Origin of the sequence: uncultured Methanobrevibacter sp. (assembly GCF_947169325.1) — an archaeon.
Taxonomy (GTDB): domain Archaea; phylum Methanobacteriota; class Methanobacteria; order Methanobacteriales; family Methanobacteriaceae; genus Methanocatella.
Genome location: NZ_CAMVPN010000010.1, coordinates 19,216 through 45,578 on the forward strand (window position 1 = coordinate 19,216; position 26,363 = coordinate 45,578).

Sequence of the window (26,363 nt, forward strand, 5' to 3'; positions counted from 1 at the left end):
TAATATGGATATTCTTAACTATTCAGAGATTGATTTAACCGAAACCATTAAAAGATCAGAAGAAGATGTAAACAAGGTTTTAGACATTGTATCTGACATTTTAAACAACGTTAAACTCAACAAGGATGATGCTATTAGAGAATATACTGAAAAATTTGACGGTGTTACAATAGAAAATTTGAAAGTATCCAAAGATGAAATTGAAGAGGCTTACGATACTTTGGAAGATGAACTGCTAACCGCTTTGAAAAATGCGGCATCCAACATTGAAAAATTTCACAAAAAACAGATTCCGTCCGAGTGGGAAATGGAAGTAAATCCGGGAATTGTTGCGGGCCAAATCGTAAGGCCTATCAACTCTGCTGGCTGTTACATACCTGGAGGAAGGGCAGCTTACCCCTCATCAATATTGATGACAGTAATACCTGCAAAAATTGCAGGTGTCGAAAAGGTCGTTTGTGTAACTCCTCCACAGAAGGACGGCAAAATTTTGGATGCAATTTTGGTGGCTGCAGATATTGCAGGTGCCGATGAGATATATAAGGTCGGCGGAGCACAGGCCATTGCTGGACTTGCATATGGTACCGAGTCAATACCTCAAGTAGAAAAAATTGTCGGTCCGGGAAATATATTCGTTACAGCCGCCAAAAAATTGGTGTATGGTCAAGTAGATATTGAGTTTCCTGCAGGACCTTCTGAAGTGTTGATATTGGCGGATTCATCTGCAAATCCTGAATTTTTAGCAACAGACATTCTTGCACAGGCAGAACATGACCCTAACGCATCATGCTTTTTAGTAACCGATGATAGGGACTTGGCTTTAAAGACAGACGAGTTTGTCAAACAGTTGACTGAGACAGCACCAAGGCGTGAAATTATCGAAGAGTCATTGTCAAAAAGTGGAAAAATCATTATCACTGACACTTTTGAGGAAGCTATTTACGTTACAAACGAATATGCTCCTGAACATTTAATTATATCCACAAAAGACGATGATGAAACATTATCTCACATCAATAATGCCGGTTCAATCTTTTTAGGTTCATACTCACCTGTTGCAGCAGGTGATTACGGATCCGGAACAAACCATGTTCTTCCAACCGGCGGAGGAGCCAAAATGTATTCCGGACTTTCAACCGAAGCGTTCATCAAAAAGCCGACTGTTCAAAGAATTACAAAAGAAGGTCTTAGTGAGCTATCCAAAACCTCAGTTCCAATTGCTGAATATGAAGGATTTTATGCTCATGCAAACTCATTTAAAACAAGATTGAAATAGTGTTTATAAGTTATTTTTCTTATAAACCTTTCTTTTTTTGATATTAAATCAATTATTATTTTAATATCTACCTTTTCAAAGGGTGATATAGTTCAATATTACATATATTTATTAAACATTAAAACTAAACTAAAATTATAATGAAAATTTATCATTATTTTTTATTTTTATAACCGAGGTGAATAATTTGCAAGGTTTATTACATGATTGGAGAAGAACCAACTATGCCAGTGAATGCAACTCAGAAATTGCAGGCAGTGATGTTACTGTAATGGGCTGGGTGCATGAAATCCGTGATTTCGGAGGAATCATGTTCGTTATCTTACGTGACGTGACAGGCAGAGTTCAAATAACAGCTCCAAGCAAAAAAGTTGATGAAAAAATTATGGAAGAATTAAGAGAATTGAGAAAAGAATCCGTTGTTGCAATTAAAGGTATGTTGAAATCTTACCGAAAGAAGTAAAAGTATTGAACTTGGCTAACCAACCTTTACCAATGGATCCAACTGAAAAGGTTAAAGCTGGAATCGATACAAGATTGGATTCAAGATTCCTGGATATCAGAAAAGAAAACGTTTCAGCAATTTTCAAAATCAAAGGTCAAATGTTCCATTCAATCAGAGATTTCTTCTATGACAATGGATTTTATGAAATTAACACTCCTAAACTTGTAGCATCCGCTACTGAAGGAGGAACAGAATTATTCCCTATTATTTACTTTGAAAAAGAAGCATTTTTAGGCCAATCTCCACAATTGTACAAACAGATGATGATGGCAAGTGGAATGGACAAAGTATTTGAAATAGGTCAGATTTTCAGAGCAGAAGAGCACGATACCCTAAGACACTTGAACGAAGCTGTTTCCATCGATGCAGAAGCTTCTTTCATGGATGATGTTGACGTAATGAACGTCTTAAATGACATGCTTGTTAAAGTAATAGGTGACATCAACGATAAATGTGCAGATGAATTGGATATTTTAGGCCATGAAATTGAAGTTCCAGGTAAATTCCCTGTTGTAACTTACGATGAAGCAGTAGAAATTGTCAATTCCCGTGATGTTGAAATGGACTGGGGAGAAGACTTATCCCGTGAAGCTGAAAAGGCATTAGGCGATCAAATGGGTGGATTCTACTTCCTGACTGAATGGCCGACTGAAATCAAACCGTTCTATGTAATGCCTAAGGAAGGAGATGAAAAATACTCTCATGCATTCGATTTAATGTACAACAACTTGGAATTATCCTCCGGTGCTACTCGTGTACACCAGCATGACTTGCTTGTAAAACAAATCGAAGAAAGAGGCCTGAACCCGGACGGATTTGGAAGCTATCTCAAAGCGTTCGAATACGGTATGCCTCCTCATGCAGGATGGGGTGTCGGTGCTGACAGATTAACCATGGTACTTACAGGCGCTGAAAACATCCGTGAATGTGTACTCTTCCCAAGAGACAGACACAGATTAACTCCTTAGTACTATGAAGGAATATGAAATAGCTGTCGTTGGCGGAGGGCCGGCAGGAATTATGGCTGCAATCGCAGCTTCCCAAAATTCCTCCAGTGTAATATTGCTTGAAAAGAACTCCAGATTGGGTCTTAAACTTTTGATGACCGGTGGAGGCAGATGCAATATTACAAATCTAAAGCCAATCAAAAAGCTATTGAATTCATATTCTCAAAAAAACTTTTTAAAACACTCTTTTTATACTTTTACCAATGAAAATTTACTTTCTCTTTTTCAGGACAAGGGTTTGAATTTCATCCAGGAAGATGACAACAGGATTTTCCCCGAAACCGAAAAATCCAGTGATATCTTAAAAGTTCTAACTGATTACTTAAAAGATGTAGTTATAACTTATAACTTTGAAGTAAAATCAATCAAAGAAGGATTTGTAATAAACGATGAGATAAGGGCAGATAAAATAATAATTGCTACAGGTGGCATGACTTATCCTCAAACAGGATGCGACATCAAAAACTACGCGCTGACTTCACATCCATTAACTGACATAAAATACGGCCTGGTGCCGTTAATAACCAAAAGGGACTTGTCGGAAATTGCAGGAATCACATTATATGATGTTGTTATAAGTTATAAGAAAAGCAAGATTACAGGTAATGTTCTCTTCTCACATGTTGGTCTAACAGGTCCTGGCGTCATCAATTTAAGCAATGAGATTTCTGAAAGTATAAGTTATAACTTATTAGAAAACGATCCCGACATCAGTTTTGAAATCGCAATCGATTTGCTTCCGGAGCTTACAAGAGACCAGCTGGCTGAAAGATTCACAAGTGACTTTCAACATAAAGGAAAAACCATGCTCAAGAACTACCTGAAGCTATTTTTGACAAACAATTTCATCGAATTTTTCCTGAATGAATGTGATTTGGACGGCGAGATTCAGCTGTCGAGAATCAACAGGAAAAGCAAGAACCGCCTGATTGAAAAACTTAAGCGATTCACATTTGAAATCACGGATTTCAACGCCAAACTGGCAAAAGTGACAATTGGTGGAATTGATTTGGAAAATGTCAATCCGAAGACAATGGAATCCACATTAACACCTAACCTGTATTTTGCAGGGGAGGTTCTTGACTTGCACGGTCCAACCGGCGGATACAATTTGAAAATCGCATTTTCCACAGGTTATCTGGCGGGCATGTCAGCCAGTGAAAAATAATTTTGAAATTATTTGCCTTTTTTTAATGTTGATGCTGGATAAGACAAAATATTTAACATATATTTAATACATATCTAACATTATGACAGACAAAATGTTCATGGGTGCATCAACTAAACAAGGTTTGGATATTGCAAACAAAAGTAGAGAAATTATCCGTGGCCTTATTGGGGATGATGTCAAAGACTTGAAACCTATAGAAAGAGACATCGTTGAGAGGATTGTCCACTCAACTGCGGATCCTGAGTATGCAAAACTAGTAAAAATGAGTTCTGATTTTGTAGATGCAGCTATGGCTTCCCTAAGAAATAAAGAAACCATTTTGACTGACATTAACATGGTCAAATATGGTATTACAAGATATGAAGGGGAAGTTGAGTGTTATATCAGAAACGAAGAGGTCATTAAGATTGCTAAAGAGCATCAAATCACAAGAGCGGCCGCCGCAATGCGTTATGCTGCAAGCAATGATTTTGAAGGTATCGTAGTTTCTGGCAATGCTCCGACTGCTGTTTTTGAAGCTATGGATTTATATGCAAACGGTGAAATGAATCTTAAGGCTATCGTAGGCGTTCCTGTTGGTTTTGTAGGAGCAGCCGATTCAAAAGAAGCCTTGCATAATTCAGACATTCCAAATATTATTGTGGAAGGTCCTAAAGGAGGTACACCAATTGCCGTTGCATGCGTAAATTCATTAATACAACATTTATAGCGTGATATAATGTATTCAGAAGAATTGTTCAATGAATCTAAAAATTATTTTCCAGGAGGAGTAAACTCTCCGATACGTGCTTTTAAACCTTATCCGTTTTTTGTCAAAAGCGCTGGAGGTTCAAGAATCACAGATGTTGATGGAAAAACTTACATTGACCATTGTCTGGCTTATGGTCCTTTGATATTGGGACATGCCGACCCTAAAGTCGTAAGGGAAGTTTCCAATCAATTGACTATCGGTACAGCTTACGGTACTCCAACTGAAAATGAGATAACCCTTGCAAAAGAAGTTGTTGACAGAATTCCCTCTGCTGAAATGGTAAGATTCTGCAACAGCGGAACCGAAGCCACCATGAGTGCAATCAGGCTTGCAAGAGGTTTCACAGGAAGGGATAAAATAATCAAATTCGAAGGGGCCTATCATGGGGCTCACGATTATGTTTTGGTAAAAGGCGGTTCAGGAGCTGCAACATTGCCGGACTCTCCGGGAATTCCTGCAGACACTACAAAGAATACCTTGTCCGTTCCCTTCAACGATGAAGAGGCTCTTACAGAATTGATTGAAAAGGAAGGCGAAAACATTGCCTGTATCATTATGGAAGTTGTAATGGGTAATGTTGGATGTATTGAGCCAAAACCTGGCTTTTTAGAGTTCATCAGAAAAATTACAGAAGAAAATGGAATCGTATTGATATTTGATGAAGTAATCACCGGTTTTAGAGCATCCCGTGGTGGAGCTCAGGAATATTACGGAGTCACTCCCGACATGACCACATTGGGTAAGATCGTAGGTGGAGGACTTCCTATGGGTGCATTCTGCGGTAAAAGGGAAATCATGGAACTGATTGCACCTCAAGGTCCTGTCTATCAGGCAGGAACATTTTCCGGAAACCCTGTATCAGTACAAGCAGGTATTTCCACTTTAACACAATTGGATGATGCATTTTACAAGGAACTTGAAAGGAAAGGAAACTACCTTAGAGGCAACATCCAATCAATCATCGACGATGAGGAGTACAACATTCAGCCGGTCGGACTTGCATCAATGTTTCAGATTTATTTCAATCCTGCACCGGTCTACAATTACGCAGATGCGCAGGAATCCGACAGAAGACAATTCTTAAGATACTTTAAGGCATTACTGAAGGAAGGAGTATTCATTCCTCCATCACAATTCGAATGTAATTTTATTTCCAATGCCCACAGCATGGAAGACATGCAAAAGACTTCCGACGCTATTGAAATTGCATTGAAAGCAGCATTTAGTAAAAGAAGAAGGTAATATAATGGAAATTGACTTTAAAGAAGTTGCATCATATATAATAATTCTTGTGATAGTTTTAATAGCTGCCCAACACCTGAATGTGGTTGTTTCAGGCAGTATGGAGCCTGCATTTTACAGGGGAGATATTGTTCTTGTTGAAAAGGCAGACTTTTTAGGCATTCACGAATTTGACCCTAAGGATGTTAAAGTGGGAGATGTCGTTGTTTATGATGCGGCATGGTTTGACCAGCCGGTTATTCATAGGGTTATAAATATTGTCAGTATTAATGGAACTACGATGTATGAAATAAAGGGAGATAACAACAAGTCTCCGGATCCATATTATGTTAAGGCAGAGCAGATTCAAGAAAGAGTTGTAACAATCGGCGACAATTTGGTTGTTATTCCGAAAATCGGTTATGCTTCCCTCTGGTTAAGAGGTTTATAATGTTTATAAGGTGAGTTAATGTATTTTGAAATTGAAAGACAAGCTATTGAAGCCATCAATAAGGCTTTAGATCAGTATGATGAAGAGATAGACAGGAATTTCAAATTGGAATTTCCTCCAAATCCGGAATTGGGAGACCTTGCAAGTACAATTGCATTCGCCCTTACTAAAAAGTTAAGGACTTCCCCACCGGAAGTTGCAAAAGACCTGGTTGATAAAATAGAAGTTCCGGAGATTTTTTCTAAAGTCCAAAACTTTGGACCTTACGTTAATTTCTTCATTGACTATTCCAAATTCTCCAAATTGCTTTTGGAAAAGGTCGATGAAAACTACGGTCAGCTTCCGGCATATGGTGAAAAAATTGTTTTGGAACACACTTCCGCCAATCCGAACGGTCCACTTCATATAGGACACATCAGAAACTCCATTTTTGGAGATTCCCTTTCAAGATTATTGAAATTGGCTGGAAGAGATGTCGTAACTCAATATTATGTAAATGACATGGGAAGGCAAATCGCAATCATTGTCTGCGGAATAACCGAATGCGGCCTCAACATTGACGATTACGAAGGCGATAAGATTGACCACAAAATCGGAAAACTTTACTTCGATGCAAACAAGGCTGTAGAAGAGGATGAAGCATTGAATGCCAAAGTCGATGAACTGATTCAAAAATACGAGGAAGGCGAAGATGAGGAGTTGAACAAAGTCTTCGAAGATGTCGTATCAAAATGCATAAGCGGAATGAAGGAATCACTTCAGAGAATGAACATTGTCCATGATGACTTTGTCTGGGAAGGCCAGTTCGTAAGAAGCGGTGAGGTTGATGATCTTGTAAATTACATTAAAAAAGAAGGATTTACAAGGGAAAACGAAGTGTTGTACATAGATTTGATTGACTTTAACATAGAAAAGGAATTTGTTTTGAGAAGGTCAAACGGCACTTCACTCTACTCTACAAGAGATTTGGCTTATCATGTATACAAGAATTCTTTAGGAGATACAGTTCTTGATATTTTAGGTTCAGACCATAAATTAGCTGCAAAGCAGATTAAAGTCATTTTTAAAGAAATCTTAAGAAAAACTCCTCCTGAAGTAATATTCTATGAATTCATCACACTTCCTGAAGGATCAATGTCAACTAGAAGGGGCAAATTCGTATCTGTCGATGAACTTATAGATGAAGCTGTCTTAAGGGCTCACGATGAAATCAAATCAAGAAATCCTGATTTGACCGAAGAGGAAATTGCACCGATGGCTGAAGAGATAGGTGTTGGAGCAATCAGATTCTTCATTGCAAAACTGTCTCCTGAAAAGCACCTGACATTCAAATGGGATGATGCCTTAAGCTTTGAGCGAGGCTGTGCTTCCATTCAGTATGCACATGCAAGGGCAAATAAATTGCTGGAAAACGCAGGAAAGGACATAAGCTCTTTGGAAGTGTCCGATGATTGGGTTCCTAATGAAACCGAACAGGACTTGGTAAGGCAAATAGCCAAGTTCCCACAGGTTGTTGAAGACTGCGCCAACAAGAAGAGAGTTCACAACATTACACAATACTGTCAGGATTTGGCAGGTTCATTCAACAAGTTCTACAAATCAGAACAGGTTATCGGATCTGAACTTGAAGATACAAGATTGATTTTGGTTGACAGGGCCAAAACAACCATTAAAAATTCATTAGATATTTTAGGTGTTTCAGCACCTGAAAAAATGTAGATGAGTATTTGACTCATCTTTAATTCTTTTTTTGACATTACCATCATCGATTGGACAATTTAATTTTAATTTGATTTCCTGGATATATATCTCTAATTTGATTATGATTGTTTTTTGCAAATGCTTGATGTTAATGTAAAGTTCGAGCAATTATATTGGATTTATGACTGTTAATGTTAATATTATTTGAGGTCTAATTAAGTAGGATTAATCCACAAAGTGGATGTAATCTTCTTTTCTTGGAAGTGGCTCAGGCGCTTCCATGTCCGGATAGCCCAACACGACATGGCCAACACCTTCAAACCTTTCAGGAATTCCCCATTCTTTTAAGAGTTCTTTACCTTTTTCGCTTGCAAATTCGTCACGTGCCCTGTGAATCCAGCAGCTGCCTACACCAACTGCATGGGCGGCATTAACCAGAACCGCAAGCACGCTTGCTCCGTCTTCAACCCATGTTGGCATTTCACTGTCTGCAAGAACAATAAGCAAGGTTTTTGTTCCGTAAAAAGGGTCCATGTCTTTAGGAACTTCAACCGGAAAAAAGCTTCTGTTCCATGCGGAAAGTTCCTTGATTTTCTCTTCATCCTGAATTACAACAATCTTTGGTGATTGGGCACCTCTTCCTGTTGGAGCGTAGGTACCGGCTTCCAGAATTGTCTTTAAATCATCATCTGAAATCTGTTCGTCTTTGAATTTGCGTATGCTTCTTCTTGTTTTCAAGTCATTGATAGTCTGGTTCATATTAACGCCTCTGAAATTGTTTTTAATGTATTTTTAAAATTATCATAATCTTCAGTGCCTATTATTTCTTTTATTCTCTCATCCCACTCGTCATCGTAATCCATTACCTTTTGAGCGGTTTTTGCACCTTTCTCGGTAATCTCAATTCTTTTGGTTCTCTTATCCGGAATCCTTTTGATGAATCCCTTATCCTCAAGCTTTTTGAGGTTTCTTGTTATTGTGCTTTCGTTTAGATGAAAGCTTTGGGCCAACTGCTCCTGAATCACTCCCTCATTGTCATATATTGCTATCAGCAGCGGGAAAAGGCCAAAACTCAAATCCTCGTCTTTAACCTTTTCGTTCAGGTATTTCGCATGTTCCCTGTAGAGTATGGATATGTAGGGAACGGTCGGAAAGCTTTTACTGGACATTTTCATTGCCTCTGATAAGTTTGTTGATGTAGAGTTCAATGCAGGCGTAGCATATCAGCGATCCTATTCCTCCGCCTAAAAGCATTCCGCAGTAGATTCCGAACTCTCCCATGTTGAATGTGAATCCCAGAAGGTATGCAAAAATCAGCACAAGTATGAATTCCCTGAATGTTGTAAGGACAAATGATATTGTTCCTTTTCCAACTCCCTGGAAAACGTTACCTGCACTTGCTCCAAAGGGAACGTATAGGATAAAGAGGCACATTATCTGCAGGAAACTTGCAATCAGAGGTTCAAGCTGTGCGCTGGTTTCTGAATATGAGAATATGAATGCAATCTGATTTGCAAAGACATTTAAAATAATGCAAACTATTATTGAAGCTATCAATGCCACTTTAACTGCATATCTGGCAGTCACTCTTAGGTTTTCGTATTTACGAGCTCCATATGCAACTCCCGCAACGGAAATGGCCGCTGTTCCGACACCTATTGCCGGAAGCATTCCGATGCTGACTATTCTCCATCCTGCAGTATATACCGCAACAGATACTGGTCCGGATACGATTGTAAGCATGTAATTGACGAATATTGTCAGGACTGAAAGCACCAATTGCTCCAGACTGGCAGGAATACCTACAACCAGTATGTCCTTGTACATTCCAAGGTCGTTGTGGAAATCTTTGCGGTTGTATGAAAGGTATGTGTCTTTTTTGATGAATATCCAGTAGAACATTAAAAGCAGGCTTATTAGGGGTCCCATTACAGTCGCACATGCTGCTCCCTGAACTCCCATACCAAATGTGTAGATGAAAATAGGATCTAAAATCATGTTGATTATTGCAGCCAGAGCTATTGGGACTGTTGCCCTTTTGATATCTCCTTCAGCTCTGAACGCTCCGCCTACAATCGGCGGCATTAAAAGTGCGAATGTCCATGTGAATATGATGAATCCGTAATCTGTAGCATATTTTATGACGCTGTTTGCACCCATCATGTTTAGCATTGGTTCCATGAATACCAGAAAGATTATTGAAATGACGATTGAAACAATAACGCTTAAGATAAGGTTGTGTATCGCTGCATTGTTTGCTGATTGCCTGTCTTCGGCGCCGATGAACCTTGAGATGAGTGAGTTACCACCTGCCCCTATCCCGTTTCCGAATCCGACTAAGATCATGAACAGTGGTGTGATGTATCCTATTGCGGCCAATGGTTCTGCACCAAGTCCTGCAACCCAAATGCTGTCAATAACATTGTTTGCAAAAATCAAAAACATGCTGGCTATAATCGGCAATGATAATTTGTTTATTGCTTTTTTAGGGTCTCCTGTAATCATTTCAATATTTTCATTTTTCTCCATGCTATACCTCTCTTGCATATGCAACTATACTCTTGTATATGCAAGTGTTACTATTTAAAGTTATTGTCCCATTTTGAAAAATTGTTATCATCCTTTAAAATTGTTTTTACCTCGTAATATTGCTTTAATTAACAACTAAACGATTTAAATACTTTGGAAATCTAAAATATCCTTGAGTATATCGATATGCCATATTTAAAAAACAATGCGGTGATAAAATGTATATTCCATTCAAGCACGATACTTTGCAAAAACTATCGCTCATCGCTTTTGCACAGGCAATTCTAACAATGATGGGCGATGCAAGAAAAGTTGTAGGTTTCTATCCTACAGAATTGATAATACCAACATTTAGACAAAGATTGATGGATGGGGTTTTAGTCCTTGAGGACGGAACTCTGATAAATATCGAATTTCAATCGGGAAATATTGGGGAAAAATTTCTTTTGAGATGTGCCCAATATGCAATTAATCTAAGGCTAATCAGTGGAAAATTGGTTGAAACCAATATAATTTCTACAGGAATTAGAAAGAATTCAAAGATGGTTGCATTCATTTCTAAATTTTTCCCGTTTAAGCCTAGATTATTTTTCTATTCAGAATTCGATGGATTAGAAAGATTAATTAACATTAAAGAAAAAATTAAAAATCAGGAGAAATTGTCTCAGGAAGACCATTATAATTTGATATTCATTCCATTGATGGGAAATGTTGATCCGGTAAAAGCAGCGTTTGAAGTCTTTAGAATAGTAAACAATAAAAATCTATTTGGTGAAGATGAACAGGCCAAAATAAAGCAATGTCAGTATATTGTGGCACAAATTGTTGCAGATGATGACAAAAAATTGCTTGATAAATTTTGGAGGATTATTAAGATGTATAACGATTTTTTAGTGGAGTATGAAACCAACTTGGTTGAAACTACAAAAAGGGAAGTTAGAGAGCAAGTTACTAAGGAAGTTACTAAGCAAGTTACTGAGCAAGTTACAGAGCAAGTTACTAAGGAAGTTACTAAGAATGTAACCTTAAACTTAGCTAAAAACTTAAAAGATGTTCTTAGTAATGCTGAAATTGCAGAACGTACCGGTCTGTCTCTTGAAGTAGTTCAAAACCTTTAAATTTCAGGAATTAATTTAGGATTTTCCTAATTTAATTCATATTTTTTTAAAAATTTAAGGATTTAAGATTACGGGGAAAAATAACAATTTAGTGGATGAGACAAATTAAATCTTTTAAAATAAGAAAAGGGTTAGAGAAGTGATTCTCTAACGTTTAACTTTTAAAGTTGTTTTTATTGTATTTTTCAAGTAACTAATTGTTACAGTGTATTTTTTACCTGCTTTGAGCTTATTAAGAGCAGATTTCTTAATGGTAACTTTTGCAATTCCTTTGGAATTGGTTTTTCCGGAGTATGTTTTGCCGTTCACTTTGAATTTGACCACTTTATTTTTCAAAGCGGTTTTGCCTTTAAGGGTAGCTTTCAAAACAAGTTTTTTAGCTGATTTTTTAACTGTAACTGTTTTAGTTGATTTCAATACCTGTTTTACCTGAAGGGTATTTTTAACGCTTTGACCTTCATAGGTTGCCACAACGGTGTATTTTCCGACAGTTATTGTATTCGGAATTGTCAGTGTTGCATAACCGTCTTTATCGGTTTTCACGTTGAATGTTTTGGAACCTATTTTGATGGATACGAATTTGCCTGCACTGACAAATTTGCCGTCATCGCCAACAATACGCACGCTGTATTTACTTCCGTCATAGTAGTACATGGCAATGTTTTTGTTGCCAACGAATCTGGAGACGATATTAATTGTTATTGTAAGATTTTCTCCTGTAACAGGATTGTTAACTGCTAATTTGTGGGTTCCGATGCTTGTTCCCTGGAGAACCTCAAAGGTAAGCTCACCGTTCTCATCTGTTTTGATTTTGCCTTCAGCTTCATTGTCGAATTTATATGTGATTTCCACGCCTTTCAATTCGTTACCCCAATCATCAATGAATGTTGGTGTTATTTTTAATTGAGTATTGTATCCGATTGTTATTTCATTTGGGATTTGTATTGTGCTTAATATTTCAACATTGCTAATGATTGTTGTTCCATTTACTGGATTGTGCAGTGCATACATTCCAGGTTTTAAAACAACGCCGAAATTGGCTTCTCCATCTTTAACGGTTGCCTTGGCGATTTCTGTGCCGTTCTGTTTTAAAGTCAAAACAGCACCTTCCAAATCGCTGTAGGCTATAAACTTATTGAATTCGGAGTAATATTGTTTGATATTTTCAATAAAGGTTGGGTTTTCGACTGTGTATGCTTTAATAACAACAAGGTAATCGTTTGATGTGTCGTACATGCCGGAACCTGAGTCAATGAAGGATACGTCCTTTTGGAAAATGATTCTTGAGGATTCAAGTAGCGGTGCAGAACTGCATTTGATTTTGACTGCAAAATTATCTCCTTCATTTATTAAGATATATTGGTTCAGTTTGATTGTATTGAATCCGAAAAATGCGGATTTTCCAGATTGTGAATACATTTCACTGCCGTTTACATAAACTGTAATTGTATAGTTCTCATTGGCATTTTCAAAGTAGGTTCCAACTGCGGCAATCAGATTTTCGTCGGTTGCATAATACACGTTCATGTATTCTCCCTGACCTTTCTTGAAGGTATAGTAGGATTCGGAAAATCCGCATACGTCATATTGGTAAAGATGGTTGTACAGTTGAGTGTTGTTGATTACGAATCCGACTGCAGATGCGCCTATTTTAAGGGAGTTGTCATAGTATGATAAGTAGAAGTATCCATTTTCTCCCCAGTCTGTTCCCCAGCTGTTTTTACAAATCCAGGCTCCATTGCCTTCAGGTTTGATTTTGAAGTTGTCCGCTGGGTAGTTGTCATCCCAACCGACCAAAGTGACATAATGGTTTCCGCTTATGTTCCCGTTATAATACAGTGCATGGGTGTCGGGATTGTAATAATTTGTATTCCTGTCAGCACCAAAAATATATAAATCCAATGCACCATATTTTGTCAATGCATCCTTTAAGCCCTGTGAATCTGTAATATTGACGAAAATTGCATCAACTATGTGATATGCATTTTCATCAAAAATGACGGGGGATATTTTTCCAAGCTCGTCATATTCATCATTTTCAGTTGAAACTACACCTAACCATCCCAGGAAATAGCCTGAACCAGTGACGTAGTTTCCGCCTTCAATGCTACTAACATCTCCATAACGGGAGTATCTTAACCCTAAATTTTGAACGTTATTTTCGGAAATGTCAAGGGAAATGTTTGTTGCAATCAGGAATGCGGATTCCAAAGCCCCTGTTATACCGAATGCCCAGCATGAACCCATTGATCCCTGATTTCTGACTGGAGTCACTAATCCCTGTTTTGCCAGATTAAAGTAGGAATCACTTGGTGAGCCTTCAATCTTTAAAGGGTTTAGAATAATCTGTTTTCCTGCATAATTAACATATGTTTCAAAGAATTCTTGGTCTATGACGACTTTGTCCTTTCCGAAGTTATTGTTTTTTTGATATGATCCTTTATTGTCATAGCAGGAATAGATTGCCTGACCGTTGTCTGCAAAGTCACATTTCACGACGGTGTATAAGCTGTCATAAAGGTAGATTGCTCCTCCGGTGGTTGCATTATTTTTAATGAACTTGTTGAGCTCACTTTCAAGATTACCAAAGTCTATGAACAGCGCCCCTCCTTCCATAAATTCAGCAGTATTGTTTGTAAAATCGCATCTTCCAACATATGTTGTTGTATTTGATGTGTAGACTGCTCCACCGCTAATCCATGCGACGTTATTTTCAAAATTGGAATAGATGATGTTTAATGTGCCGCCTAACTGCAATAATGCTCCTCCAAACATGGATTTACAGTTGATAAAGTTGGAATTGTTTATTAAAACTCCTCCGGTTCTTTCGTTAGTGGCTGCAATGTCTATGTAAAGTCCTCCACCGTTTTTAGCGGAAGTGATATTTATAAAATCACAATCCTGAATTATTGTTTGTGATGGCTTGCCTAATTCGTTGTCACCTTTGATTGCAATTGCTCCTCCTGTGAGGTTTGCATAAAGATTGATGAATTTTGATTTTTTAACTACGGTTATATAATTGTTGTAAATTGCGGTTGCATATCTTGAAGTTGAATTTGCGAAAACTGAATTTGCGATTCTTATGTCTGAATCACTACCATACAGCATCGCCCAGTTAACCGGAATCTTGCTTGTAAATAAATCGTTTTGTCCATCAAATTCACTTCTTATCAAATATATGGAAGAACCATATTTGGCAGAATTGTCTATAAATTTATCTCCGTTACTTGTAAGGGTACTTTGATAACCTAATATTGAGCCTGCTGAGTTTAAATCAGTGTTATTTTCAAAAGTAACATTCACGGTATTTAAAACTGTATTATCTAAAACTATTGCTGAGCTGTTGCAGTTTTTAATGACAAGATTTTTTAATGTTACTGTGGAATTGACTATCCTGAAAAGACCTGCGCTGCCGCTGCCGTCAATCACATGATTGTTTCCATTGAAAGTATAATTCAATTTACTGTTTTCAATAATAATTCTTTTTTGAGTGTCCTTTTCACTATTAAATTTATAATCATCTTTTATATCAATTGTGGCTGATGTGGATGAATTGATTAAATTCGATAAATCAGTAAATGTTTTATCACCGGCGGATATGACATCACTGTCGGTTGTATCTAAGGTTGCATTGTTTACATCCTCAGCACAAACGGCGCCGATGGAAAACGCCAATAGAATCAAAAAGATGATACTTATCCTATAAAATTTCAAAATATCTTCTCCTCAATTGATATATAATATTGTATAATCAAATTTATTATTAAAATTTGTTGATTTGTGATGTATTTTGGTGTAAAATATAATCAATAATTACAAATGCTCTTTAATTTATAATATTTACAAATAAGACTAAACTCTGGATGAATAAATTTTGAATCAATTAAAAACAGGTTTTATCTTGCTTTTTGTAAACATTCAAATTCAACGGAAAAACATGCGTGGCAAAACCAACAAAAAGGGAATGGCTCAATTTACTGTTAAAAAGAATGTTATCAATAAGTTTAAAAAATGCAAAACATACTCTGTAAAAGTTACTTACCTTTAAACAAGTATAAAAGTAAAATAAGTGAGGAAATTTTCATTTCCTCTTTTCAATTTTTAATATAATTCGGCTTTAGCCGATAATTTTAATCAAACTAGATTTCCTTCGGAATCAACTTGCTGTGGATTGTTTCTAACGGTTTCAATGTTTGCACCATCGTTTTGACCACCGACAATCTTTCCGTTTGAATCATATTGCACATTCAATTCGCTGTCATATTGCAAATCTGATGAGGATTGGGATGATGCGGAAGATGCATCTGATGTCGCAGCACTTGAATAGTCACCATTGCTTTCAGTTGTTGAATATTCGCTGCTTTCAAATGATCCATCGCCAATAGTTATGTTTTGACTTGCTGAACAGCCATTGTGTCTATCATCACCTGCATAACTTAGATTCACGTTATAGTTTCCTGGGGTTTCGTTATTTATAAGCAGTGCACCTTTTCCTTCAGTATCAGTAATGATGGATAGCTGTTCGCTTTGACCATTACTTCCAAAGGAAATGCTGATGTTTTGGTTAGCTAATGGATTGCCCTGGGCGTCCAGAAGCTGAAACTCAACCATTTCTCCATTTTTCAAACTGGCATTGCTTAAGATATCAATTTGTGAATCTACTTTGACATTTGACTGTGCAAAGGTAATGATTCCTGCTAGAATAATTAAAAAAATAACTATAAGTGCTATTATTATATTCCTATTCATTAATATCACCAATGATTTATTATTTTGTTTCAATACTATATATACTCTTTAAATATTTTTAGTTACATATATTTAAACAATAAGGAGATTTAACCATGAAAGTTTTAGTAGTTGGTACTGGTGCTCGTGAACATGCTATTGCTGATGCACTTAAGGATGATGTGGAATTATATTGTTATATGAGTAAAATCAACCCTGGAATGAGCAAGATTGCAGAATTCAAACAAGGTGATGAAGGGGAAGTTGAAAAGGTTGCGGAATATGCAGTTGAAAATGAAATTGACATTGCATTCATCGGTCCTGAAGCTCCACTCGGAAAAGGAATTGTGGATGAGCTTCAAAAAAACGGAATAAAATGTGTTGGACCAACCCAAAGCGCAGCCAGAATTGAAACTGATAAATCATTCATGAGAAAACTGTTCGAAGATTATGAAATCGAGGGGTCTTTGGTTTATAAGGTGTTCGACAACTCCGAAGACGTATCCAAATTCCTCGATGAGTTTGACCGTGACGTTGTTGTAAAGCCTGTCGGTTTGACCGGTGGTAAAGGGGTTAAGATTGTAGGTGACCACTTAAAAGACAACGAAGAGGCAAAGGAATACTCATGCGAAGTTATTGATAATGTAATGGGTGGATTTGCTCAAGTTATCATCGAAGAAAGGTTAATTGGTGAAGAATTCACTATCCAGGCATTCTGTGACGGCGAACACCTGGCACCGATGCCTGCAGCACAGGACCATCCTCATGCATTTGAAGGTGATGTCGGTGCAATCACTGGTGGTATGGGATCATACTCCGATGTTGGAGGTCTGTTGCCATTCTTAAGCCAGGATGATTACGACAAAGCAGTGGAAATAATGAAATCCACCTTAAAGGCTATTGCTGAAGAGGCAGAACCGTACAAAGGTATTCTATACGGTCAGTTCATGCTGACTGCAGACGGACCGAAACTCATTGAATACAATGCAAGATTCGGTGATCCGGAAGCAATGAACGTATTGCCTTTACTTAAAACTCCATTGGTTGAAGTCTGCCGGGCTATTGTTGACGGAAATCTCGATTCAGTGGAATTTGAAGACAAGGCCAGCGTATGCAAATACATCGTGCCTGACGGCTATCCTGAAACAGAACATGCAGGAGAAGTCATTGAAGTTGACGAAGCAGCCATTGAGGAAATGGGTGCAAAAGTATTCTATGCAGCGGTTTCAGCTGAAGATGATGGAATCCACCTGTCCGGTTCAAGGGCATTGGGAATTGTAGCCAGTGGAGAATCCATAGAAGAAGCTGAAAAGGTAGCTGAAAAGGCATGTGAATTCGTTAAAGGTAATGTTTACCACAGAAGGGATGTAGGCACAACAGACCTTGTAAATAAACGTGTAGAACATATGAAAGAAATTTTAAACTAAATTTCTTTTCTTTTTTTAATTTTGGTGGTTTAAATTAAGAGATATAGTCCTGAAGAATTAGATGAGTTTAAGGAGGATATTCATCATAGACTTGAGATTTTAAAGGAAAACTCTTCGGATGAGGATTATATTGAAAAGCTTAATAAATTATCAAAGGAATTGAATAATTCAGAATACAGAAGTGCTATAAAAGAAAAGAAACATCTTCGAAAAGTAAATAGGAGATTAAGCTATTATGAGCGTTTCAAACTGGCATTTGAAAGTGATGTTGACATCGATCCCGGCCGATTGATGGGACTTACCGACGGAATTTTCGGAATGGTAATGACATTGCTGGTATTCGGTATTGCGCTGCCGGAACTTCAGATTGCCAGCTATTCTGATTTCATATCATTCATCTCAACATTAACACCAACCGTCGGCGTTACAATAGTCAGTTTCGTTTTAATCAGTTCATTCTGGATTTACCATCATGAATTCATAAAGATCAAAAGGCTGAACATTCCTTATCTATGGATTAACATACTATTCCTGATTTGCATTTCATTCATACCGTTTTCGACTTCACTGATTGGAAATTATTCTCATTTCTTCTTATCAGAAACCCTATTTGGCCTGAACATATTTTTAACAATAGTGTTCTTTTTACTGATGTACTACTATGCTGATTCAAGAAGATTTTTCGAAGAAATGCCTTCCAAAAGTGAAAAAAGACATATTATTAATACCCTCCTTATAATAATGGGATTAACTGTTGTCGTAAACCTGCTGGACTTCAACGTTTCCCGCAACTTCATTTATCTGTTTCTGCTGGTTCCGGTAATCTCAACATTAAGGGATATTCATTATAGAATGTAATCATAGAAACATTTAATATATATCTTTTACAAATATTCTTTTTTATAATTATAAAAAGGGGAATTTAAGATGGATAGTTTATTATCTGTTTGTGATATTAAGGAGGATGTTACATACATTCTCGATTTGGCTAGTAAAATTAAAGCGGGTGAGATGGAAGAAAAACCTCTTCAAGATAAGACATTGGCAATGATATTTCAAAAGTCATCAACAAGAACAAGGGTTTCTTTTGATGTAGGAATGTATCAACTGGGCGGAAGAGCCATATTCTTATCATCCAATGACTTGCAGATGGGAAGAGGAGAACCGATTTTGGACACCGCTAAAGTATTGAGTCGCTTTGTTGATGGAATAATGATCAGGGCCATCAAACATAGTGATGTGGAAGAATTAGCCAAATATTCCGATGTACCTGTAATAAGCGGACTTACGGATTTGGAACATCCATGCCAAGCCCTTGCCGACGCATTGACAATCAAGGGACATTTCGGAACCTTTGAAGGCAAAAAAATCTGTTTTGTTGGTGACGGAAACAACGTCTGCAATTCCCTTTTACTTATCGCTCCCCTTTTGGGAATGGACATGTCTGTAGCTTGCCCTAAAGGTTATGAACCTGATGAAGAAATTTTAAATAAGGCTAAAGAGTTCGCTACAGAGAACAATACTGAAATCACTGTCAGCGACGATATCGGCATCGCTTTAGAAAACGTCGATGTTGTTTATACTGATGTTTGGGTAAGTATGGGTGATGAAGCTGAAGCTGCCCAAAGGGAAATTGACTTTGCACCGTTTCAGGTCAATACAGATTTAATGGCTCTTGCAAATGAGGGCGCTATTTTCATGCATTGCCTTCCTGCAATAAGAGGTCAGGAAGTAACTGCCGATGTCATTGACGGGCCGCAATCCGTAATCTATGATGAAGCGGAAAACAGGATGCATGCCCAAAAGGCAGTCTTATATTATTATCTAAAAGATTAATAATGTTATATTCCGCTGAACAGTGCGGAAATGATGAAGATTACAATTAAACCTACGCAGCAGCATCCAATCCACATTGATGAGTCGCTGCTTGAACTGCTTGATGTGGTTGTAGTTGTGCTTTTGTAGCTGTTGTTTGAATTTTGATTGTTATTGTCGATTACTTCAACTTTTTTAACCGTTTCTTCTTTTTTCAACAATGATCCACAGTTTTTACAGTATTTTGCTTCATCAGGATTGTTTTCTCCGCATTTATAGCAATACATTCAAAATCCACCTCATTATTATTTTCAAAAATATTATCAAGCCGATTCCACCAATGAAACCGGTAATGAACCGTAAGTTGTTTGTGCTCTCTCTTGGTCCGAAATATTGTGTGATGCCGTCGATTGCCACCGGAACCATCAATATCATTGACATTATCAAAGTGTTAATGTCATAACTGATTTTGAAGAAGAAGTTCCAGATTAAAAAAACGGCCAGCCCTGTATAGAATCCTGTGCATCTGGCGCATACTGGGAACTGATGGCCTCTGAAAAAGAAGCTTCTCTCCGGAATCCTGTGGCATAAGTATTTTGTAATGTTCATATTATCACACAATTTACTAACATTAAATTTAATAAGATAATTATATATATTTTTTTATTCATAAGTAAGTGTATAATATATAAAAAGGTTTTTAAAATGAGAGGCGGAGAAGCGATAATTGAATCCCTTAAAAATATGGGTGTAAAAACAATTTTTGGTTACCCTGGCGGACAGACCATACCATTTTACGACATGCTATATGACTCAGACATGGAGCATATATTGGTTAGACACGAACAATGCGCAGCTCATGCAGCAGACGGATATGCAAGAGCTTCAGGTAAAGTGGGTGTGTGTTTGGCAACTTCCGGTCCCGGAGCAACCAATTTGGTCACTGGTATAGCGACTGCATACATGGATTCTTCTCCAATTGTGGCAATTACCGGACAGGTTCCCACTCATTTGATTGGAAATGACGCATTTCAGGAAGCGGACATAGTTGGAATTACAATGCCTATTACAAAGCATAGTTTCCAGCCTAAAGATCCTGATTTGATACCTTCAATGGTCAAATCTTCCTTTGAAATTGCTTCAAGCGGAAGGCCGGGTCCGGTTTTGATTGATGTTCCAAAAGAGGTTCAGGAAGGCGAACTCACAAAATTTGATGATTCAGTGATAAGCACTCCTGGATATAATCCAACAATTAAAGGTAATATAAGGCAAATTAAGAAGGCCAGGGATTTGATAAAGCAAGCTAAAAGACCTGTTATCCTTGCAGGTGCAGGTGTTATAATATCCAATGCATGCTGTGAATTAAAAAAGCTTTCACAAACCATAAATGCTCCTGTAATGACTTCACTTTTAGGTAAAGGGGCAGTTGATGAAACTGATGATTTGTCATTAGGCATGCTTGGTATGCACGGAAGAAAAGTTTCAAATGATTACATTAACGAATCCGATTTGCTGATAGCTGTCGGTATTAGATTTTCAGACAGAACCACTGGAAGACTCGATAGCTTTGTTCCGGATACAAAAGTCATTCACATTGACATAGACCCTGCCGAAATAGGCAAGAATGTGGATGTTGATTTGCCGATTGTCGGCGATGCCAAAAACGTATTAGCCTCATTAAACAAGACCTTGGAGAATCATGAGGTATCCACTGACGTCAAGTCATGGGCCGACATGATTAAGCATAAAAAGCAGGAACTGCTTCCAAGGGTAACTTATGATGACGTACCGTTGAAGCCACAAACAGTCATAAAGGAGATTTCAGAAGTTTTGACTCCTGAATCCATATTGACAACTGACGTAGGCCAAAACCAGATGTGGGCGGCTCATTTTTATGACACCCAAAAGCCTCGTAAATTCATATCCTCAGGAGGGCTTGGAACCATGGGATTCGGATTCCCATCAGCAATCGGAGCTAAAGTTGCATGTCCGGAAGACCCTGTCGTATCAATCAACGGTGACGGCGGGTTCCTGATGGTATGTCAGGAACTTGCAACAGTCCATGATTATGATTTGCCTGTAATTGCAGTCGTTCTTGAAAACAGAACCTTGGGAATGGTATATCAATGGCAGACATTACTGTATAATAGCAGGCACTCACAGACAGAATTCCAGGACAGTCCTGATTTCGTTAAATTGGCTGAAAGTTTCAAGGTGGATGCTGTTAGAATTACAAAGCCTGGTGAAACTAAAGAGGCTCTTGCTTCAGCAATTAAGGATAATGAACCAATCCTATTGGATATTGTAATAGATTCCGAGGAGGCATTGCCTATGCTTCCGCCTGGAGCCGGAATCAATGAAATGATTGGTGAATACAAACTTGAAAAGGATGTGATTTAGATGTTGGAAAATTATCACGTTATCTCCACACTGGTTGAAGACAAGCCGGGTGTTTTACAGAAGGTAGCTGGCCTATTTAACAGGAGAGGATTTAACATTGACAGCATTACCGTTGGGGAATCTGAAGTGGAAGGATTGTCCCGTATGGTAATAACCGTCAGGGCAGATCAAAAGGGTCTGGAGCAGGTCACAAAACAACTCAACAAGGTAATTGATGTTATCAAGATTAAAGATATCACTAAAAATGCTGTTCAGAGGGAATTGTGCCTTATCAAAGTCAATATTCCTAATGAAAAGGCAAGAGCAGAAATAATGCAATATACAAATATCTTCAGGGCAAAGATTGTTGATGTAACCGAAGAAACATTGATAATCGAACTGACGGGAGATATTGAAAAGATAGATGCATTCATATCTTTATTAAAAGGTTATGGAATCAAAAAGATTTCACGTACTGGCCTTACTGCAATGGCAAGGGGAGTATAAAAATGACTATATTGGAAAATGTTTTAGAAGATAATAAGAAATTCGTTGAAAACTTTGAAGGCAAAGAAATGTCTCACCATGCACAAAAGAAGTTAGCTATCCTGACATGTATGGACTGCAGATTGATTGACTTTTTCGAACCTGCATTAGGTCTTGAAAGAGGAGATGCAAAAATAGTTAGAAACGCTGGTAACTCAATTGTCGGCGAAGATGCAATCAGATCAATCGGTGCTGCTTTATACAACTTAGGCTGTGAAGAAGTATTGGTTGTAGGTCACACAGAATGTGGTATGGCCGGTGCAGATGCTGATGCATTAAAAGAAAAAATGCTTGCTCGAGGCATTGCTGAAGAGGACATCGCCAAATATGATTTGGCTGAATGGATCGGTGGATTTGAAGACGAAGAAGAAAACGTAAAAAATGTCGTTGAAAAAATCAAAAACCACCCATTGATTCCAGACGTACCGGTACACGGTCTTATCATTGACATTGTAACCGGAGAGCTAAAAGTTTTAGTAGATGGTTACTAAACCCATCTATTTTTCCTATTTTTTTAATATTAACGATTGCAATTTCGCTTTTTTAAGTTATTTTTGGTGATGGATATATATCCGCATTTTTATTCATATTCATTTTTTCAAATGTGTGGCGTTAATGTCAATGCCGATTGATAATTCGATAGGTTTCACCAGACAATGACATTAACATAATCGTTCTTTTTATCTAATTGTAATTAGGCTGCTTGCCTTAATCTGATAGTTGCTGTTTGCTGAAGAGATTGCAACCTTGTGTTTTCCAACCTTTAATTTTTTGGTGTTGATTTTAGCCATTCCCTTCTTGTTTGTTTTTACATTGTATGTTTTGTATTTTTTACCTGTGTAGACCTTGATTTTAACTTTAACGTTTGATACGGCCTTTTTTGTTGCCTTGTTTTTCACGCTAACCTTGAAGTACTTGGATCTTTTAAACTTGCTGGTTACTTTAGGAGCTTTCAGGGTTGTTTTCGCTTTTGCAATCTTTACCTTAACTGTCTTTTTGATGTTGGTGTTTACAAGTTTGATTTCAATTTTGTGTGTTCCTGCAGTAAGTGCTTTAGGCAATTTAAAGGTTGTTTTTCCCTTTGAATCTGTTTTTGTGTAGTATGTCTTTGCCTTGCCGTTGGTGTAGACTTTATATGAGAATTTAAGATTCTTTAAATCCGCACTGCTGTTTGCAATCGCTTCAATTTTAAGATAGCCTTTGATGTTTGAATAGACATTTGCATTGAAATTGACCTTGCTGACTTTAATGCCGGTTACTGTTGGTTTCACTGTCAAATTTAAATCTATTCCATATTCCGCATCGCTATACAGCATGCCTTCAGTTTTATAATAAATTTTTAATTTTACATTGCCAACCTTATTTAATCTGTACTCTGCAATTCCCTCTGAATTTGTTTTAACGGATGGTGTAGGATAGGTGTAATCATCCAAATCCTCGATGAATATTTCAAGTCCGATTACTGGATTTCCCAGATGATCCTTTACATTGATGACCAATTTGTCGTTGAAGTAATAAACGCTTTCATTATTTACTGTAATTTTGTGGGTGGTGTCCATGTTAATGTCATCAGCCTTGATTTCGAACTTTCCGCTGCAGTTAATCAGATAGGAGTTTGTCACGTTGTAGTCGGTTTTAACCTGACATTCCTTCAGTGAAGGCAGGAAGATTTCATCGTCTTTTGATATGTACACTTCCTTGTAGTTTCTTGTTTTGATGGTATTGAGGATAGTTTCATTATTGAGGAATGTGGAATCGATGATATCGGCAGCTGAGAAGAACAATTCAAATGAGGAGTTGTCAAATTGGGAGTTGTTCAATAACACGTTGATGTAAGTTAAGTTGAATGTGGAGTTGCTGATTTGTGAATTGTTCATTTTCAAGCTTCCGATTCTGGAACCGAAAGTTACTGTAGTTTCCAGCTCACAATTGTTTATTGTAGTGTTTTCCAGATTCAGTTCAGCTCCTTTTGAAAAATAGCCTCCGTTCAATCTGATTTTCGGATTTTCCAAATTGGATTTGGATATTGAGATTGTGGTGTATCCTACATCGATTTTAGGATTGTTAAAGTCAGTGTTTGCAATGTTAAAAATGCAGGAACTGCTTCTTAAGGATGAATTGCTTAAGTTTGAATTTGAAATTGTGATATTATTGCGATATAGGCTAATAATTGAATTGCTGAAACTTGAATTAATTAAATCTAGACTGTTTGTAATTTGGAATTGGTCTCCTCCGATAATCTGTATGTAGTTTTTAGTATATTCTGCTTTATATCCGATTGTTGAATTGGTGAAGCGGCAATTCATGATTTTTGAATGATCATGGTATAAGTCTTTATCATATCCAAAAAATAGGACCATTTCAATAGCTGATTCGTCAAAACTGCAGTTTTTAAATGTATTTGGATATTCATAACTTGTAAATGTGGAATTTATGAATCTGCAGTTTTCAAAGGTCATTTCATGCCAGGTTGTCATCTTCAAATCCTTGAATGTGATGTTTTTGAAGGTCACGTTCTTTCCCATGTATTTGAATTCATAACCGTCCTTCCAATATCCGATTATTATAGAGTTGTCATCAATTATTGTTTTGCTTTTATTAACGTCAAGGAATAGTGAAGTGTTTTTCCCGTCAATGACTGTTTCGTTGTCTATTCCTGCAATTGTCACGGTTTTATTTAAGACAATGTGTGTTTCATTTGATGCATCCAAACCGTATGTCTTTCCTTCAAGATTGACAACACCATTGTCTTCACAATTGTCAATAAGTTCTTTAATGTTGTCAATTTGTGAATTATCATCGACAGACAATTCATCATTGACATTAACGGTATCGTTTTCGTGGGCACAAGCTATTCCGACACATAAAAATAAGATTAATGCAAATATGAAGATTTTTAAAAATTTATTTCTAATAATATCACCCTAATAAGTCTAATTTAAACATATATTTTAAGTTACTTTTATAAATATTGAAATTCATATCTATTATGTGATATTTTATATCTAGTAATTTTATTAAGAGATGATTTTAAATGAAAATGTATTACGATGCAGATGTAAATACTGATGCTTTAGAAGGAAAAACCATTGCCGTAATCGGTTATGGTTCTCAAGGTAGAGCACAATCTAGAAATATGGCTGATAGTGGAGCTAACGTTATTGTTGGTTTAAGAGAAAATGGTAGCTCTTGGAATGTAGCAAAAGAAGATGGAATGACTGTTAAAACCATCGAAGATGCTGCAAAAGAAGCAGACATTATTCACATTTTGCTTCCAGATGAAATCCAGGAAAAGGTATACAACGAACAGATTGCACCTTATGTTGAAGCTGGAAACACCATTTCATTCTCTCACGGTTACAACATCCACTTTGAATTGATTAAACCTGATGAAAGTGTAAACGTTGTAATGTTTGCACCAAAAGGTCCTGGATCCATGGTAAGAAGAACCTACGAAGAAGGATTCGGTATTCCTGGTTTAGTAGCAGTCCAACAAGACGCTACTGGAGATGCTTTACAACTTGCATTAGGCATGGCAAAAGCATGCGGATTAACTAAAGCAGGTGTTTTGGAAACAACATTCAAAGAAGAAACTGAAACAGATTTGTTCGGTGAACAAACCGTTTTATGCGGCGGTATCACTGAATTGATCAATGCAGGATTCACTACTTTAGTTGAAGCAGGTTACCAACCTGAAATCGCTTACTTTGAAACCTGTCACGAAGTAAAACTCATCGT

General features: G+C 37.2%; 22 protein-coding genes and 1 pseudogene. 15 read left to right on the forward strand and 8 right to left on the reverse strand.

Going from position 1 to position 26,363, the window contains the following annotated elements:
* The first annotated feature begins 4 nt into the window (after window positions 1-4).
* From hisD to argS, 7 genes and pseudogenes are all read left to right on the forward strand, one after another.
* Window positions 5-1,276: a histidinol dehydrogenase gene (gene hisD, locus Q0W26_RS02710; RefSeq protein ID WP_298522114.1), complete on the forward strand. Its 1,272-nt coding sequence runs from the start codon at window positions 5-7 to the stop codon at window positions 1,274-1,276.
* Between the two features lie 187 nt (window positions 1,277-1,463).
* A pseudogene (gene aspS / locus Q0W26_RS02715) lies at window positions 1,464-2,749 on the forward strand (aspartate--tRNA(Asn) ligase).
* A 4-nt stretch (window positions 2,750-2,753) separates the two neighbouring features.
* Complete coding sequence (locus tag Q0W26_RS02720; RefSeq protein WP_298522117.1) at window positions 2,754-3,956, forward strand: aminoacetone oxidase family FAD-binding enzyme; 1,203 nt, start codon at window positions 2,754-2,756, stop codon at window positions 3,954-3,956.
* A gap of 82 nt (window positions 3,957-4,038) precedes the next feature.
* A complete protein-coding gene (locus Q0W26_RS02725; protein ID WP_298522120.1) occupies window positions 4,039-4,668 on the forward strand; it encodes a cobalt-precorrin-8 methylmutase in 630 nt (209 codons plus the stop codon).
* Between the two features lie 9 nt (window positions 4,669-4,677).
* Window positions 4,678-5,952, forward strand: coding sequence for a glutamate-1-semialdehyde 2,1-aminomutase (gene hemL / locus Q0W26_RS02730; RefSeq protein ID WP_298522122.1), 1,275 nt, complete (start codon window positions 4,678-4,680; stop codon window positions 5,950-5,952).
* 4 nt (window positions 5,953-5,956) lie between these two features.
* Complete coding sequence (locus tag Q0W26_RS02735) at window positions 5,957-6,382, forward strand: signal peptidase I (protein ID WP_298522124.1); 426 nt, start codon at window positions 5,957-5,959, stop codon at window positions 6,380-6,382.
* 18 nt (window positions 6,383-6,400) lie between these two features.
* A complete protein-coding gene (argS, locus tag Q0W26_RS02740; RefSeq protein WP_298522126.1) occupies window positions 6,401-8,101 on the forward strand; it encodes an arginine--tRNA ligase in 1,701 nt (566 codons plus the stop codon).
* 207 nt (window positions 8,102-8,308) lie between these two features.
* On the opposite strand, the gene Q0W26_RS02745 is transcribed toward argS, so the two are convergent.
* From Q0W26_RS02745 to Q0W26_RS02755, 3 genes are read right to left on the reverse strand one after another with little or no spacing between them, the layout of a single operon-like run.
* Window positions 8,309-8,842 carry a nitroreductase gene (locus Q0W26_RS02745; RefSeq protein WP_298522128.1) on the reverse strand — a complete coding sequence of 178 codons (534 nt, stop codon included), beginning with the start codon at window positions 8,840-8,842 and terminating at the stop codon, window positions 8,309-8,311.
* Window positions 8,839-9,252, reverse strand: a complete 414-nt coding sequence (locus Q0W26_RS02750) for a MarR family winged helix-turn-helix transcriptional regulator (protein WP_298522130.1) — start codon at window positions 9,250-9,252, stop codon at window positions 8,839-8,841. Before Q0W26_RS02750 ends, Q0W26_RS02745 begins: the two co-directional genes overlap by 4 nt.
* Entirely contained in the window at window positions 9,242-10,612 is a 1,371-nt protein-coding gene (locus Q0W26_RS02755) for an MATE family efflux transporter (protein ID WP_298522132.1), read from the reverse strand. The genes Q0W26_RS02750 and Q0W26_RS02755 overlap by 11 nt, the downstream gene beginning before the upstream one ends.
* 218 nt (window positions 10,613-10,830) lie before the next feature.
* On the opposite strand from Q0W26_RS02755, the gene Q0W26_RS02760 reads away from it, so the two are divergent.
* Entirely contained in the window at window positions 10,831-11,730 is a 900-nt protein-coding gene (locus tag Q0W26_RS02760; RefSeq protein ID WP_298522135.1) for a hypothetical protein, read from the forward strand.
* A 147-nt stretch (window positions 11,731-11,877) separates the two neighbouring features.
* Here Q0W26_RS02760 and Q0W26_RS02765 read toward each other — a convergent pair whose 3' ends face one another.
* Both Q0W26_RS02765 and Q0W26_RS02770 read right to left on the reverse strand, forming a co-directional pair.
* A complete protein-coding gene (locus Q0W26_RS02765) occupies window positions 11,878-15,444 on the reverse strand; it encodes a C1 family peptidase (RefSeq protein WP_298522137.1) in 3,567 nt (1,188 codons plus the stop codon).
* Between the two features lie 420 nt (window positions 15,445-15,864).
* The gene (locus tag Q0W26_RS02770) at window positions 15,865-16,479 is read right to left on the reverse strand and encodes a hypothetical protein (RefSeq protein ID WP_298522139.1); all 615 of its coding nucleotides are present in this window, start codon (window positions 16,477-16,479) and stop codon (window positions 15,865-15,867) included.
* 95 nt (window positions 16,480-16,574) lie between these two features.
* Here Q0W26_RS02770 and purD point away from each other — a divergent pair, with 95 nt between their 5' ends.
* From purD to argF, 3 genes are all read left to right on the forward strand, one after another.
* Complete coding sequence (gene purD / locus Q0W26_RS02775; protein WP_298522141.1) at window positions 16,575-17,885, forward strand: phosphoribosylamine--glycine ligase; 1,311 nt, start codon at window positions 16,575-16,577, stop codon at window positions 17,883-17,885.
* A 159-nt stretch (window positions 17,886-18,044) separates the two neighbouring features.
* Window positions 18,045-18,743 carry a TMEM175 family protein gene (locus Q0W26_RS02780; RefSeq protein ID WP_298522143.1) on the forward strand — a complete coding sequence of 233 codons (699 nt, stop codon included), beginning with the start codon at window positions 18,045-18,047 and terminating at the stop codon, window positions 18,741-18,743.
* Between the two features lie 69 nt (window positions 18,744-18,812).
* Window positions 18,813-19,721, forward strand: a complete 909-nt coding sequence (argF, locus tag Q0W26_RS02785; RefSeq protein ID WP_298522145.1) for an ornithine carbamoyltransferase — start codon at window positions 18,813-18,815, stop codon at window positions 19,719-19,721.
* A gap of 5 nt (window positions 19,722-19,726) precedes the next feature.
* Here argF and Q0W26_RS02790 read toward each other — a convergent pair whose 3' ends face one another.
* Together Q0W26_RS02790 and Q0W26_RS02795 are read right to left on the reverse strand one after the other, a co-directional pair.
* Entirely contained in the window at window positions 19,727-19,987 is a 261-nt protein-coding gene (locus tag Q0W26_RS02790; RefSeq protein WP_298522147.1) for a zinc-ribbon domain-containing protein, read from the reverse strand.
* The gene (locus Q0W26_RS02795; RefSeq protein ID WP_298522150.1) at window positions 19,974-20,309 is read right to left on the reverse strand and encodes a DUF2085 domain-containing protein; all 336 of its coding nucleotides are present in this window, start codon (window positions 20,307-20,309) and stop codon (window positions 19,974-19,976) included. The genes Q0W26_RS02790 and Q0W26_RS02795 overlap by 14 nt, the downstream gene beginning before the upstream one ends.
* Before the next feature lie 96 nt (window positions 20,310-20,405).
* On the opposite strand from Q0W26_RS02795, the gene Q0W26_RS02800 reads away from it, so the two are divergent.
* From Q0W26_RS02800 to Q0W26_RS02810, 3 genes are read left to right on the forward strand one after another with little or no spacing between them, the layout of a single operon-like run.
* Window positions 20,406-22,100, forward strand: a complete 1,695-nt coding sequence (locus tag Q0W26_RS02800; RefSeq protein WP_298522152.1) for an acetolactate synthase large subunit — start codon at window positions 20,406-20,408, stop codon at window positions 22,098-22,100.
* On the forward strand, window positions 22,101-22,586 hold the full coding sequence (ilvN, locus tag Q0W26_RS02805) for an acetolactate synthase small subunit (protein ID WP_298522154.1): 486 nt from the start codon (window positions 22,101-22,103) through the stop codon (window positions 22,584-22,586).
* Window positions 22,587-22,588: 2 nt separating this feature from the next.
* Window positions 22,589-23,116, forward strand: coding sequence for a carbonic anhydrase (locus tag Q0W26_RS02810; RefSeq protein WP_298522156.1), 528 nt, complete (start codon window positions 22,589-22,591; stop codon window positions 23,114-23,116).
* Window positions 23,117-23,305: 189 nt separating this feature from the next.
* Here the strand turns inward: Q0W26_RS02810 and Q0W26_RS02815 are convergent, their stop codons facing one another.
* Window positions 23,306-25,435, reverse strand: coding sequence for a hypothetical protein (locus tag Q0W26_RS02815; RefSeq protein ID WP_298522157.1), 2,130 nt, complete (start codon window positions 25,433-25,435; stop codon window positions 23,306-23,308).
* Between the two features lie 224 nt (window positions 25,436-25,659).
* Between Q0W26_RS02815 and ilvC the strand changes: the two genes are divergently transcribed.
* Window positions 25,660-26,363 (forward strand): ketol-acid reductoisomerase (gene ilvC / locus Q0W26_RS02820; protein WP_298522158.1); only part of this gene is annotated, 704 nt, incomplete at its 3' end.

Bases quoted from the DNA above. Each gene is read 5' to 3' on its own strand.
- hemL (WP_298522122.1), top strand. From the start codon at position 4,678: ATGTATTCAGAAGAATTGTTCAATGAATCTAAAAATTATTTTCCAGGA.
- Q0W26_RS02720 (WP_298522117.1), top strand. From the start codon at position 2,754: ATGAAGGAATATGAAATAGCTGTCGTTGGCGGAGGGCCGGCAGGAATT.
- Q0W26_RS02725 (WP_298522120.1), top strand. From the start codon at position 4,039: ATGACAGACAAAATGTTCATGGGTGCATCAACTAAACAAGGTTTGGAT.
- hisD (WP_298522114.1), top strand. From the start codon at position 5: ATGGATATTCTTAACTATTCAGAGATTGATTTAACCGAAACCATTAAA.
- Q0W26_RS02810 (WP_298522156.1), top strand. From the start codon at position 22,589: ATGACTATATTGGAAAATGTTTTAGAAGATAATAAGAAATTCGTTGAA.
- Q0W26_RS02795 (WP_298522150.1), bottom strand. From the start codon at position 20,309: ATGAACATTACAAAATACTTATGCCACAGGATTCCGGAGAGAAGCTTC.
- Q0W26_RS02735 (WP_298522124.1), top strand. From the start codon at position 5,957: ATGGAAATTGACTTTAAAGAAGTTGCATCATATATAATAATTCTTGTG.
- Q0W26_RS02790 (WP_298522147.1), bottom strand. From the start codon at position 19,987: ATGTATTGCTATAAATGCGGAGAAAACAATCCTGATGAAGCAAAATAC.
- Q0W26_RS02750 (WP_298522130.1), bottom strand. From the start codon at position 9,252: ATGTCCAGTAAAAGCTTTCCGACCGTTCCCTACATATCCATACTCTAC.
- Q0W26_RS02755 (WP_298522132.1), bottom strand. From the start codon at position 10,612: ATGGAGAAAAATGAAAATATTGAAATGATTACAGGAGACCCTAAAAAA.
- Q0W26_RS02800 (WP_298522152.1), top strand. From the start codon at position 20,406: ATGAGAGGCGGAGAAGCGATAATTGAATCCCTTAAAAATATGGGTGTA.
- purD (WP_298522141.1), top strand. From the start codon at position 16,575: ATGAAAGTTTTAGTAGTTGGTACTGGTGCTCGTGAACATGCTATTGCT.
- argF (WP_298522145.1), top strand. From the start codon at position 18,813: ATGGATAGTTTATTATCTGTTTGTGATATTAAGGAGGATGTTACATAC.
- ilvN (WP_298522154.1), top strand. From the start codon at position 22,101: ATGTTGGAAAATTATCACGTTATCTCCACACTGGTTGAAGACAAGCCG.
- Q0W26_RS02745 (WP_298522128.1), bottom strand. From the start codon at position 8,842: ATGAACCAGACTATCAATGACTTGAAAACAAGAAGAAGCATACGCAAA.
- argS (WP_298522126.1), top strand. From the start codon at position 6,401: ATGTATTTTGAAATTGAAAGACAAGCTATTGAAGCCATCAATAAGGCT.
- Q0W26_RS02760 (WP_298522135.1), top strand. From the start codon at position 10,831: ATGTATATTCCATTCAAGCACGATACTTTGCAAAAACTATCGCTCATC.
- Q0W26_RS02770 (WP_298522139.1), bottom strand. From the start codon at position 16,479: ATGAATAGGAATATAATAATAGCACTTATAGTTATTTTTTTAATTATT.